This window comes from Leisingera sp. ABD4_442, assembly GCF_056160905.1.
This window is the reverse complement of sequence record NZ_JBSWYB010000022.1, coordinates 34,948-47,531: the sequence shown is the minus strand read 5'-3', so window position 1 is coordinate 47,531 and position 12,584 is coordinate 34,948. Positions and strand designations below refer to the sequence as shown.

At 59.3% G+C, this 12,584-nt stretch carries 13 protein-coding genes and 1 pseudogene; 7 read left to right on the top strand and 7 right to left on the bottom strand.

The annotated features are described in order from the left end of the window. Positions 1-26 precede the first annotated feature (26 nt). Entirely contained in the window at positions 27-866 is an 840-nt protein-coding gene (locus ACXAHG_RS15685) for a LysR family transcriptional regulator (RefSeq protein ID WP_475058786.1), read from the top strand. Positions 867-1,047: 181 nt separating this feature from the next. Here the strand turns inward: ACXAHG_RS15685 and ACXAHG_RS15680 are convergent, their stop codons facing one another. Beyond that, positions 1,048-1,992: a peptidyl-alpha-hydroxyglycine alpha-amidating lyase family protein gene (locus tag ACXAHG_RS15680; protein ID WP_475058783.1), complete on the bottom strand. Its 945-nt coding sequence runs from the start codon at positions 1,990-1,992 to the stop codon at positions 1,048-1,050. After that, positions 1,992-3,032 (bottom strand): zinc-dependent alcohol dehydrogenase, encoded by a 1,041-nt coding sequence (locus ACXAHG_RS15675; protein WP_475058781.1) that lies wholly within the window; start codon positions 3,030-3,032, stop codon positions 1,992-1,994. Before ACXAHG_RS15675 ends, ACXAHG_RS15680 begins: the two co-directional genes overlap by 1 nt. Before the next feature lie 107 nt (positions 3,033-3,139). Here ACXAHG_RS15675 and ACXAHG_RS15670 point away from each other — a divergent pair, with 107 nt between their 5' ends. The 6 genes from ACXAHG_RS15670 (at position 3,140) to ACXAHG_RS15645 (ending at position 7,239) form a co-directional block, all read left to right on the top strand. After that, on the top strand, positions 3,140-4,102 hold the full coding sequence (locus ACXAHG_RS15670) for a GlxA family transcriptional regulator (protein ID WP_475058778.1): 963 nt from the start codon (positions 3,140-3,142) through the stop codon (positions 4,100-4,102). 83 nt (positions 4,103-4,185) lie between these two features. After that, on the top strand, positions 4,186-5,364 hold the full coding sequence (locus ACXAHG_RS15665; protein ID WP_475058776.1) for a TauD/TfdA family dioxygenase: 1,179 nt from the start codon (positions 4,186-4,188) through the stop codon (positions 5,362-5,364). Next, positions 5,361-5,570 (top strand): hypothetical protein, encoded by a 210-nt coding sequence (locus tag ACXAHG_RS15660; RefSeq protein ID WP_475058773.1) that lies wholly within the window; start codon positions 5,361-5,363, stop codon positions 5,568-5,570. The genes ACXAHG_RS15665 and ACXAHG_RS15660 overlap by 4 nt, the downstream gene beginning before the upstream one ends. A gap of 64 nt (positions 5,571-5,634) precedes the next feature. Then, complete coding sequence (locus tag ACXAHG_RS15655) at positions 5,635-5,745, top strand: SDR family NAD(P)-dependent oxidoreductase (protein ID WP_475058828.1); 111 nt, start codon at positions 5,635-5,637, stop codon at positions 5,743-5,745. Beyond that, on the top strand, positions 5,745-6,083 hold the full coding sequence (locus tag ACXAHG_RS15650; protein WP_475058771.1) for an SDR family oxidoreductase: 339 nt from the start codon (positions 5,745-5,747) through the stop codon (positions 6,081-6,083). The genes ACXAHG_RS15655 and ACXAHG_RS15650 overlap by 1 nt, the downstream gene beginning before the upstream one ends. A 220-nt stretch (positions 6,084-6,303) precedes the next feature. Beyond that, a complete protein-coding gene (locus ACXAHG_RS15645) occupies positions 6,304-7,239 on the top strand; it encodes an aminotransferase class IV (protein ID WP_475058768.1) in 936 nt (311 codons plus the stop codon). A gap of 536 nt (positions 7,240-7,775) precedes the next feature. Here the strand turns inward: ACXAHG_RS15645 and ACXAHG_RS15640 are convergent. The 5 genes and pseudogenes from ACXAHG_RS15640 to ACXAHG_RS15620 all read right to left on the bottom strand — a co-directional run bounded on the left by ACXAHG_RS15640 (position 7,776) and on the right by ACXAHG_RS15620 (position 12,584). Next, positions 7,776-8,744: pseudogene (locus tag ACXAHG_RS15640) on the bottom strand (IS5 family transposase). A 261-nt stretch (positions 8,745-9,005) separates the two neighbouring features. Then, the gene (locus ACXAHG_RS15635) at positions 9,006-9,980 is read right to left on the bottom strand and encodes a threonine/serine dehydratase (protein WP_475058766.1); all 975 of its coding nucleotides are present in this window, start codon (positions 9,978-9,980) and stop codon (positions 9,006-9,008) included. A gap of 2 nt (positions 9,981-9,982) precedes the next feature. Beyond that, positions 9,983-10,792, bottom strand: coding sequence for an aspartate dehydrogenase (locus ACXAHG_RS15630; RefSeq protein ID WP_475058763.1), 810 nt, complete (start codon positions 10,790-10,792; stop codon positions 9,983-9,985). Positions 10,793-10,894: 102 nt separating this feature from the next. Continuing rightward, a complete protein-coding gene (locus tag ACXAHG_RS15625; RefSeq protein ID WP_475058761.1) occupies positions 10,895-11,956 on the bottom strand; it encodes a threonine aldolase family protein in 1,062 nt (353 codons plus the stop codon). 1 nt (position 11,957) lies between these two features. Further along, positions 11,958-12,584 carry a sarcosine oxidase subunit gamma family protein gene (locus ACXAHG_RS15620; protein WP_475058759.1) on the bottom strand — a complete coding sequence of 209 codons (627 nt, stop codon included), beginning with the start codon at positions 12,582-12,584 and terminating at the stop codon, positions 11,958-11,960.

Here is a 12,584-nt window from a genome sequence, read left to right as displayed (position 1 = left end):
TTGAAAATCTTAATCGGATTGATCAAATGCTGAACAACCTGAAAGCCTTTAGCGCCGTGGCCGAGCGGGGCAGTTTCAAGGAAGCTGCGAACGCTCTCAATCTGTCGCAGCCAGCACTGACGCTCAGGATAAAGACGCTGGAAGATCACCTTGGATACGAGGTTCTGGCGCGTGACCGATATGGGGTGCGCCTAACGGAACGTGGCAAGCGGTTGCTGCCTTTTGCCCATACAGCCCTGAAAGCTGTAGAGGATGGCATGTCAGCCGCTTCTGCGGCAAATGTTTTTGCAGCATCGGTCAGGATGATCTGTGCTTATGGCTTTATCCAGGATTTCGTTCCGCAATGGGCCGCTGCCATGCGGGACATGATGCCCGATATCTCACTTTGGCTGGATAGCGGTTTTCCAGCCGAAGCACGCCGGCTGCTGAATGCCAGGCTTGTCGATATCGCACTGATGTACGAGGAAATCTCGCTGCCCGGCATCCATTGCGAAGAGCTGTTCGAGGATGATCTGATCCTCGTGACATCCCCCGAAAGCCTGGCACATTGGCAAGACAGGATTGTGCGTGTGGACTGGAATGAGCAGGTCAACGCACAGCAAGCCGCCTGGATCGAAGATCAGGGACTGGCGCCCCCGGCCTTTGCCCATTCCGGCGATATCGCCCGGGTCCTCAGCCTTCGCGGAGAAATGAGCGGTTTTGTCCTTGGCCGTATTGCACAGCGCCACATCAAGAACGGTCAGCTTGTTCGTGTCCCCGGTACCCCCGCCTTTCTCACAAAGGCCTTCATCTCTTACAGGCGGGGCGCCCAGGAAACGCCTCACCTCGGTGCGGCGCTCAATCTGATACACCGGAACGTATCGTGAATTCACTGCAATCTCCTCAACTTTGCAACCAGCGGAGAATTGTAATTCGTTTCCCGGCTGAGGAATATGCGCCCGGTTTTGGCAGAGCAGCGAAAGACGACAAAGTACGTTTGCGGGGCAGACGTGCCAATCGCTGTTCTGAAGCAGCCGTTTTCGTGTCTGCTTTCCTCGCCAGGCATTGTCACTTCCTCAAGAAGCGATGCAGGGCGTGGTGGTTGGGGTCAGGTTTTGGTCCCCAGTCGGCGCAGGCGCTCATGGGGATTTCGGCGAGATAGATTGTTCCATGGCAATCGACGCAGATGTCATGAGGCGCGAAAAACAGATCTGGTTGCGCCGTCCCGTCCCCGCCGATCTGCCCAATGCGTTCGCCTTGCGGCGACAACACTGATATGCGCGGGCGCGGTGCGTCTGCATCATAGGGCGTGCCCGGAGGCAAACCCGTGTGGAAACCAAGCTCGGCGACGTAGAGATTGCCCGCAGCATCCATGTCAAAGTTGCAGGGCCGGTTCACGTCGCGCCATTCCTCGATATACCCGCCCTCGGCGTCAAACAGCTGAATGCGGGAGTTTTCCCGATCGGCCACCAGAACTCGGTCCTGACTGTCGACGATGATCCCGTGGGGCAGGTTGAACTCTCCGGGCCCCTGACCGGGCGCGCCCCAACTGCGGATCAGGGTGCCATCAGGGGCGAAATGATGGATGCAGGCGTTGCCATAGCCGTCGGCCACGTAGAATGACCCATCTGCCGCCAACGCGGTGTTGGTCGGCATGTTGAAGGGACCCGCCGACCGCTTCACCGCGCCGTACCACGGCTCATAGCCGGTGTCGGAAGCCTGCCCGACTTCGCCGACCTGCATCCGCAATTCATGATCGGGCGAGAACACCCGAAGCGTATGATCCATGTTGTCTGAGATCCAGATCTGCCCGTCCGGCCCCAGGGTCAGCCCGTGCGGATTGCTAAAGATGTTCGCCAGATGCTCGGACACGGGTTTGCCATCCTGGACGATGGTCAGCGGCGCGGCAGAGCGGTGCAGAACGTGGATGCGACCCCCGGCACCAGCGGCGATGCCGGTCACATCCTGCAGATGCGACAGCGGGTTCCAGCTGTCGTCACGGGCATATTGCATCAGGGGAACTCCACGACTGTTTTGATCTGATCTGTGGGGCGCTGCATGGCGGTGACCATTGCGGGCAACTCGTCTAGCGGGATGCGGTGGCTGATCATCGGGCTGGGGTCGATGCGCCCCTGCACCATCAGCGGCACCATTTCGCGGAAGGCGTTGATGCCGTGGTAATAGGGAAAGATCAGCCGCAGCCGCTTTTCGCAGATCTTGTGCGGGCGAATGGTATCCTCTTCCTGGCAGTAGCCGGCGGCGACCAAAGTGGTCCCGGGGTCGGCGATATCAGCGCAGTGCTGGATCATGCCCGGCAGGCCGACCATTTCAAAGATCACATCGGGCCGGGTGCTGGTCAGCTCTTCATAGGCGGCCATCGTGTCAGGGCGGGCGTTGGCGTCAATGACGGCCGTAGCGCCCATTGCACTGGCTGCTTCCAGCCGGGCAGGGTTGCGTTCGCTGACGACCACATGGGTCATGCCGTAGAACCTGCACCATTGCGCAATGCCAAGGCCAGCAGGTCCACCGCCCACGATCAGCGCCCGCATCTGCGGTTTGGGCGGCAGCGACTTCACCGTCTCCCAGGCAAAGGCCATGGGTTGCATCACGGCAGCCAGGGTCAGATCGGCATCAGCGGGCAACGGAACCACATCCTGTGCCCCCACGATCACATATTCCGCGTAGCCGCCATGCACGCCCGCGTCATTGCCGGGGTATTTCACATCTGCGCAGGCATCACTGTTGCCACGCAGGCAGTGAGAGCATTGGCCGCAGGTGATCTGCGGCATCGCTGCAACCTTGGTTCCCGGTGCCGGCCCCGCCACTCCGGCGCCAAGTTCCGCCACGGTGCCAGCGATCTCGTGCCCCATCACCAGATCGCGTGGCCAGTCCGGGTTGTTCACCGCATGAAGATCGGTACCGCAAATGCCACAACCTCCCGTCCTGATCAGCACTTCTCCGGGGCCGGGCACCGGACGCGGCAGGGTGGTAAGCTCCAGCGGCTGCCCTGGCGCACGGAAGATCGCCGCTGTCATGGTTGAGTTCTGCTGCATTATGATCCGTTCCTTATTGCAGAAACGATAAAAGCCCAGGGGCGTTCAAAATTGCAGGATCAGAGCATGTTCTTGCCATTCTCGGGCAAGTATTCCTAACTTCAGGAATGACTGCAGGCCCTGATACTCCCATTCACATCGTTCTTGTTCTGGTGCCGCGTTTCACCTTGTCCGCTTTGGCATTGGCGGTGGATGTGCTGCGGGTCGCCAATCGTGAGGCGCTGCGTCCTGTGTTCACATGGGATATTGTGACCCCGGAAGGCGTGGCGGGGATGCCCAGCTCTGGCCTTCCGGTTGCACCGACGCGGCGGATGCAGGACATCCTGCATGCCCCCATCGCGCTGGTGTTCGCTGCCTGGGAGCCGGAGGCCGGAGTGACACCCGCCCTGCTGGCTTGGTTGCATGGACAAAACCGCAAGCAGGCTGTCCTTGGGGCTGTGGAAAACGGGGCGTTCATCTTGGCGCAGGCCGGGTTGCTGCAACAGGGCGAGGCAGCGCTGCATATTGAGTCCCGTGCGGCCTTTGCCGAGCGGTTTGATGAGGCGCTTTTGTCCGAAGACTTGTGGACCCTTGGTGAACGGCGGATGAGCTGTTCCGGGGTGATCTCGCTGCTTGATATGCTGCTGGCGCTGATTGCACGCGAATGCGGTCCCGAGCTGGCACGTAATGTCGCCGATATATTTGCCTACCGCCCGCCGCCGGAGGGGGAGCTGGCGCGACGGACCCGGCGGGAACAGCAACTGATGCGTTCGGACCGCAGGTTGGCGCAGGCCATCGAAATCATGCAGGCCCATATGGAGGAACCGCTGACAGTGGAAGAGATTTGCACCCGCATCGGCCTGTCGGTCTGGCAGCTGCGGCGGCTGTTTCAGCGCGAGCTGCGGCAATCCCCTTCATCCTACTACATGGAGCTGCGAATGCGCAGGGCGCGGGAACTTCTGGAGCATGGCCGGGCGCAGATTCAGGAGATCGCGCTGGCCTGCGGATTTGCCGATGCGCCCAGTTTCAACGCCGCTTTCCGGCGGCACTACGATATGACCCCTTCGGTTTGCAGAAAGCGCTCGCGCTGAATTGACAATTTTTAGCTCCTTTTGAACAATTCAGGGGTTCCTTTCCGGGCTTAACCTTTCCCGGAATACAGCAGGAGCAGCAGATGGCAACCGATCTCAGAACCCCGGACTTTGACAGCTATCCCTTGGATGCCACCGTAGAACAGGCCGTAACGGATGGGAAGATTGTAACTGTAACCTGGGCGGACGGGTATCAAAGCCGGTATCACGCGCTTTGGCTGCGGGACAATTGCGCAGCCGAGCGCACGCTGAACCCCACCACCCGCGAACAGCTGTACCTGCTGGATGAATTGCCCGAAGAGCTCAATGCGGGCTCCGTTCGGGCCGAAGACGGGGCACTGGTGGTGCATTGGCAGCCGGAGGACTACGAAAGCCGGTACCACCCCGGATGGCTGCGCCGGAATACCTACGATGGTTCGGTGCCCACGATGACGGCGGACAGCGGCCTGGAGTATTGGGATGCTTCCTTTGTCTCCCGCGTTCCGACCTTTGACGGGCCAACGGTTCTGGATGATGATCATGCGCTGCATGACTGGGTCAAGGCGATCACCGATACCGGGCTTGGCCTGTTGCGCAACCTGCCGGTTGAAGAACACACCGTCGGCAAGGCGGCAAACCGCATCGGACCGATCCGCAACTCCAACTTCGGTCCCTACTTCAATGTCCGGGTCGAGGCAGACCGGTCCGGCGATGACAGCCTGGCCTACACGACCTTTGCCCTGCCGTTGCATACCGACCTGCCAGCGCGCGAGCTGCAGCCTGGCGTGCAGATGCTGTTCTGTATGGCCAATGATGCGACTGGTGGTGACAGTATCTTCACCGATGGATTCCGCGTGGCCGACGATCTGCGACACGAGGACCCGGAGACCTTTCGTATCCTGACCGAGACGCGCTGGACCTGGAAGTATCACACCAAATCGACCGAATACCGCCAGGACGGGCCGGTGATCGACCTGAACCCAGACGGCAGCTTCAAGGAAATCCGTATTGCGGTCTATCAACGCGGCACCTTGAATGTGCCGTTCGGCCAGATGGAGGCGGCCTATGCCGCGCTGATTAAGTGGCTTCGCCTGGTAAAGGACCCAAAATATGTGGTCCAGTTCCGCCTGGAACCCGGCGATCTGATTGCCTTCGACAACCGCCGGATGCTGCATGCGCGTTCGGAGTTTGATCTGCAAAGCGGCACCCGGCATTTGCGCGGCTGTTACGTGGAGCGGGATGACCTCTACTCCCGCCTGCGTGTCACCTCGCGAGAGCAATGATGCGCCTGCGTGGTAAACCGGCCATTGTGATTGGCGGCGGTCAGACGCCAGGTGAAACCATCGGCAACGGGCGGGCGATTTCCGTGCTCTTCGCCCGCGAAGGGGCCGAGGTGCTGGTCGTCGACCGGGGTCTCAGACCTGCTCAGGAAACCTGCGCGCAGATCGAACAGGAGGGGGTATCGCCCGCTCCCTGCAGGCGGATGTGACACAAGGCGCGGATTGCGCCCGCATCGCGGATCAGCCGCGCATGACGAAACGGTTTGAGACCGGATCCTTGATGCAAATATGAAGGGCATGTACCTGAGCTGCCGTGCTGTCCTGCCGGTGATGCAGGCGCAGGGCGGCGGAGCAATCGTCAACATATCCTCAACCGCGGCCTAATGGTCGGGGAATGGCTACATCGCTTACAATACCTCCAAAGCCGGGATGAACGGGCTGACAACAGCGATGACGTGGAATGCGCCAGCCATGGTATTCGTGCGAATGCGGTGCTGCCCGGCTCGATGCATACGCCACTGGCCGTGGACGCGGTACTGACGGAGAAGGCCGAAGACAAACAGACCCGCATTGCGGAACGGGACACATCGATCCCCCTGGGCGGCAAGATGGGCACCGCCTGGGGCGTCGCCCATGCGGCTCTGTATCTGGCCTCGGATGAGGCACGCTTCTTAACCGGGGTTCACCTGCCGGTCGATGGCGGGCAATTGCTCAGGAGGTGAACAGATGCTGTTCCAATTTGCTTGCGCACCGGTATGGGCAACGCAGTCCGCATAAGGCCGGCGCAAGAATGTGAGCATTGCCTGAAGGAAAGTATCCCACCGATGCCATCCTTCGACCCATGGCGGTGTTTTACCGGCAATCCCTGAGGATGTCGCAAACAAGCATGACACGCGGCCGCCAGATTGCTGCATTTCTATCAAAACAATGGGAGGGTTCGAGATGGCAGACCGGCTTGCCTATGTGAACGGGGCGCTTGTTCCGGAGCGTGAAGCATCCGTATCCATCAGAGATTTGGGACTGGTTTACGGCGACAGTGTTTTTGACACGATCAGAACCTTTGGCGGAAAGCTCTTCAAGCTGGAAGAGCACATCGACCGGCTGATTGAGAGCCTTTCCTACGCCAGGATCGAACCCGGAATGCCGCGCCAGGAAATGATTGATGCGACGGAAAGCCTGGTCCAGGCCAACCTGCCCATGCTGCGTCCCGATGAAGACTACTGGGTCACGCTTCGCGTCACCGGCGGGCTGCAGAATTTTGACGGAGAACCTCCGCAAAACTCCGGGGCCACAGTCATTATCGACTGCATCCCGATCCCGTTACGGGCGAGGGCTCCCTTCTTCGTTAACGGCATCGATGCCAGGATGACCGGGCGCTGCAGGATCGCGCCCCGCGCCATCAATCCAAATGCCAAGACCAACAACTATCTCAACATGATCCTGGCGCAGAAAGAGGTGTCTGCGGAGTTTCCGGGGGCGTGGGCCCTCATGCCCGATCACAACGGCAATATCGCTGAAGGTGCGGGCTGCAATTTTTTTGTGGTCCGCGACGGCGTGGTTCTGACGCCCACGACAGAGTATGTTCTGGCGGGTGTCAGCCGGCAGGTGGTGATTGACCTGTGCAGTGAGCTGGACATTCCCCTCCGCGAGCAGGATCTGCCGCTTGAATCTGCTCTGGACGCGCAAGAGGCGTTTTTCACCTCCACCAGCCTTTGCGCCTGCCCGGTGGCTTCGCTGAACGGGCACCATTACGAAGGCGGCGTGCCAGGCCCTGTCACCAAGCGCGTTATGGATGGTTTTGCCGAACTGGCGGGAATGGATTACGTCGGCCAGTATCTGAATTTCCTGTCCGATGCTCCGCCGAGCACGGGTCTGTAACGGTGGCTACTGAGCGTCTGGCGCAAGTTCCGGGTTCTGCTGGCAAAGAAGAGCTGCCGCGCGAAATCGTAGCTGCACTTCACCCTGAGTACATACAGATCAACCACTATGTGCGTGTGAACGAGGTCGACAGAGGTGTCTGTGCGCCGCATGTGCAGGCCTGGTCCTGCCGCGGGCATAGATTAATGAAAAACCTGAGAGATGCTGGTCCGGACTGGACAAAGTAGTGTCCAGACCAACGCTTGAGCACCAGTCGTGATCCGGCAATCTGAGGCCAATCGAAAGGGGGGAAGGTTACGCTCCCTTAGATCCACAAGCAGGGCGTTTGGATCGTCCGCGAGTTTCCTTGGAGTCACGGAAGGTCTGACCCAGTCCACTTGGCTAGTAGCTTCTTCAGCAAGCCAGCAAAGCCAAATTGGGCGTCGCGCTTCCTTTCGGCCAGTAGGGCCCGGACGATGGAAACCCGTCGTAATTTCTGAGGCTCATGTCGGTAATGGGCCTTGTTGCACAAAACGGGGGCTGAACGCAGCTCCCACTTATTCCACGGGCCGCGTAACAGGCATGCCAAGCGCCGTGTAGCCGTTCAGCACGGCGATACGAACCTGCAGCTCGGCGACCTGGCGCTCGAAGTCTCGGGCCATCAGGGATTGGCCAAGCAGCTTGATGCAGTTCATCTTGCTTTCGACACGGCTCCGACGGTGGTAGCCGCTCCACCGTCGCCAGATGGCGCGGCCCAAGTACTTCGAGGCTCGCAGCGCTTCGTTGCGGGCGACGGCGCCGGGAGTCGTTGGTTTCCAAGGCTTTGCGTTCTTGCGTGGCGGTATGACAGCGGCGGGATTTCGGGCAGCGATTGCCTCGTGGCACTTTCGGGTATCGTAAGCTCCGTCGGCGGTGACCGATGCGTTGCCCTGATCCGCTTCGATCTGGTCCAGCAGTTCCGGGAGTATGGGCGCGTCACCGATATTGCTGCCGGTGATCTCCACGGCTCTGACCTCCAGCGTTTCCTCGTCAATTCCGATGTGTATCTTGCGCCAGATGCGCCGCTTGGTGCCACCCGCTGCCCGGCAGCACATGCACAGCATGTGCGGGAGGGGCTTTCGGGCACACCACTCACCTTCGCCCTCGGCCTTGATACCGGTGCTGTCGATCAGAAGGTTCAGCGGGCCTTCCCCTCCACGGTAGGGGATGGCCACGTTCAGCATTCGTTGGCGACGGAACAAGGTGCTGAAGTCCGGGACCGGTCAGTCCAACCCGATCAACCGAAGCAGGCTTTCGACGAAACCAGTCATCTGCCGCAGCGGCATACCGAACAGCACCTTCATCGTCAGGCACGTCTGGATCGCCGCATCGCTGAAGCTCAGCTGCCGACCACGTTTTCCGGTCGGAGGTGGTTTCCACACCATATCGGGATCAAACCACACCGTCAGCGAACCGCGCCGCCTCAGCGCTTCATTGTAAGCCGACCAATTCGTGGTCTTGTACTTCGTAGGGGCCCAACTGCTCATGCCTCCCAGCTATCATGCTGGATTCATGCAGTGAATCCCTCGAACGATTTGTGCAACAAGGCCGCTTCAACCAGCGGGTTAACCCCAACAAGGCCACGGTCCGCGTGCCGATCAACAGGCCAGATACTTATGAGCGACTTCCGAGAACGTGCCAGAAATCATTTGCGAACAGCCGCCGATACATACATTGAGCCGTTCGTCTCACGGCAAGTAGCCAGTCATCGACCAGGAGGCTCAGACCGGAAACTACGCGTGGAGCTTTCAGGAAGTTCCTAGCGCGCTATCTGCTATCAGAGAAAGGTCCGCATTGCCCCCTGAAACGACAGCGGCAACAGTCTTTCCTTCCCACTCTTCTGCATGTTTTTGTGCCGCGGCTACTGCCACGGCCCCACCCGGCTCAGCCAGAATTTTCATCTCATTCATGAGCAGCAGAATTGCTGACATTGCTTGCCGGTCTGAGACTGTGAGCCCGCCAGCCAAAAGACGCTGGTTAATTGGAAACGTCAATGTCCCTGGAATCTGTGTAACGATGGAATCGCACACAGACTGGTGACCGGCTTCATTTCCAATCCGCTCTTTGGCCTGCAACGATCTGCGCATGTCGTCGAAATGCTCGGGCTCTGCAGCGAAAACTCGCGTATCCGGCGACAGCTCGGCAAAAGCAGTGGCAATCCCGGCAATCAGCCCGCCTCCACCGACCGGGCAGATTAGAGCATCAGCCTGAACACCCATTTGCTTCAGCTGCCCAGCAATCTCCAATCCCACTGTCCCCTGCCCGGCCATCAAGGTGAAATCATCGTATGGCGGCACCAGAACTGCACCGGTTCTCTCCGCAACATCGCTCGCGATTTGAGCACGGTCTCCAGTTTCGCGGTCATAGGTGATAACCTCCGCACCATATCCGACTGTATTCGTCAGTTTGATTTCAGGCGCATCTGCAGGCATAATAATTGTTGCTTTCACGCCCAAAGCCGCCGCCGCCGCAGCTACGCCCTGTGCATGGTTGCCCGACGAAAATGCAACCACGCCAGCATTGCGTTCCGCTTCAGATAGTGCTGCGATCTTTGTGTATGCACCGCGAATTTTGAATGAACCAGTTATTTGCAAGCATTCAGGTTTGACGATCAGACGAAAGCCGAGCTTTTTGTTGAGCAGTTCAGATTCCAGCAGCGGTGTGACCCGGGTTACACCGTCCAGGCCTATTGCAGCAGAGCGGATCATTTCAAAAGTCAGCATAGTCAGGTTCCAATCTGCAGGGTCGCGGTGTGGTTCTTCAGCAGCGCGATCACACTTTGCGGCGTGATCCGCCCGGTTGCTGCGTTTTCTTCAGTCGGACGGTTCTGGATGCTCACAGTGAAATCCGAGCTGTCTGATGTAACACGCACCGTATGCTTGTTGCGTGTCAGTGTTGGGTCCGCCCAGACCTCCATACGTGTGCGCTCCGCCCCCAGGCCTGCCAGGCTGAGTGCTGCTGCCACATTGACATTGGCGGGAAATGCCCTGGCCACCTCCGATACCGATCCGGCGATGATTTGGAGAGGCGCGGTCAGGCCGCTCAGATCCAGATTCTTCTCCGCCAGATAAGGGGCATTGGCCAACCCCGCCACCGGTTTGCGGGTTTCGATCGTGACCGAGCGGATCTCACCGGCGGCAACAGCCTTGAGTGCATCCAGCCCCAGCATAGCTCCGGAGGGAACAACTATCCTTGCGCCTGTTTCGCAGGCCAGGCTGACAAGATCCTCGCGTCCCAGAAGCTGGCTGCAGGACATCACAACCAGAGTTTTGCCGGCCTTAAGGACGGGCATTGCTAATTCATCAAACAAAGCGGGCGGCAGGCATTCCAGAACCCAGTCACAGTTCTCCGCCAACGCTGCGAAATCCACGAACGGAACCGGACGGGACAGCTTCCTGTTGAGCCCTTCCAACCGCTCTGGGCTGCTTGCAGCAATACCCTTGACAGAAAATCCAGGCACGGCCCCCTGGTCGATAGCAAGAGCCACGTTTGTGCCGATAGCACCAATACCGGCAATTCCTAGTGTTGCGTTCATTTTTTCCTCGTTCCGTTGGTCCTGAGTACCGCCGCATACAATTGCCGCAGGCAAAAAGGTGCCCTCGCCGGGGGAGAACAGCGAGGGCACAACCCGTTTGCGTCAGCCAGCGCTGGTGGAACTTGCCGCCTGACGGCAAACGGATTCAAAATCTGAAATGCTGCTTGGATTTTCGCAGTAGGACATCACCATGCGGATACCCTGGCCAGCCGCGCCACAGTTCCAGGGCCTCAAATTGAACCCTGCGTCAGCCAAGGCCTGCTGCAATCCGGCGGGCAATACTGCAAAGATCTCATTGATGTGCACGGGATTTACCAGTTGCGCTCCCGGGCAGCTGGACAGCGCCTTAGCTACGCGGGCAGCATGACCGTTTGCCACTGCTGCATTGGACCACCATAGGTCTCCCTCAAGATAGCTGAGCAGTTGCGCGGACAAATAACGCATCTTGGAAGAAAGATGGCCTGCACGCTTGTGCATGAAACGGAGCACCTTGGCGATCTCCGGATCGAAGGTGACAACGGCCTCGGCATTCATCGTGCCATTCTTGGTAGTGCCGAATGTCAGCACGTCGATACCGGCCTGCCAGGTCATCTCTGCCGGAGACGCGCCCAGATGCACCAAAGCATTGGCGAACCGGGCCCCATCCAGATGAACCTTCAACTCTGCTTCCCGGGCAACTGCTGCCAGTTCCGTCAATTCCGCCAGCGAGTACGTGACCCCGGCTTCGGTAGCCTGGGTCAGGCTCAACGAACTTGCCTGCATATGGTGCACATTACCTATGCCATGATCCTCGAGCGCAGCCGCAAAGGCGTCAGGCCGAATTTTGTTATGCTCGCCATCGATCAGTGTCATCCGGCCGCCGCCTGAGTAGAATTCAGGCGCGCCGCATTCGGTAGTAACGATATGAGCAGACCGGTGGCAGAAAATCGTTCCATAAGGCGGTGTCACCGCCCCCAGTGCCAGACCGTTGCCTGCCGTCCCAGTAGGCACCGGGAAAACAAAGCACTCCCGCTCGAAGAATAGCGAATAGGCCTGGTTGAGCTGCGCGCTCCATTGATCTGCGCCATAGGCTGTTTCCATGCCGGAATTGCAAGCCATAAGCGCTTGCATGATCTGATCACAGACAGGCGACCCGTTATCCGAGTTGAATTGATAGCCTGCCATCTTACGAAACCCCACCGTTGTATTCGTCTGCCGCATCCTGAAGAACGGCCCACAGGTAGCCTGCCGAGGCACAATCCGAGAGCATGTGAAGCCCGTATTCGCCTTCCCAATCGGCCCGGATCAGGATCACACCGATGCGGGCGGCAACTGTCTGAGCGACCGCTCCTTCGGCAAAGCACTCCGGCCGCAGATCGACTCCACAGATTTTGGCCATCATTTCCGGGGTATTCGCGCCTGAAACCCGCAGCCAGCTGTGCGTGTCCGCGCGCGGCAATGGAAATCCGATCCCCTGAACACCCTTGGCCCGGTCTGCAGCCCAGTCCTGATCGATACGGCCAGCCAAACCGCCGCCACCCGTGGCGCCGGACAACAGCAGGTATTCCTCGCCTCCCAGCCAGGCCAAGGTTGTACCATCTCCCAGCATCACAGCCTGGTTCGGTTCCTGCGGCATATTTCCGGCCTGCTGGGCCAGCCAGCCAGACGTTCCCTTTCCCTTGAACCCGTTTCTGGGCAGGGCTGAGAGATCTTCCAGACGGACACCGCCTGTTCGGCGGGCTGCATCGGAAATACCGCTGCAGCCTGCGAACGGGCTTTGCGCGACCGGGTTATGCGCCTGCGTTTCTGCCAT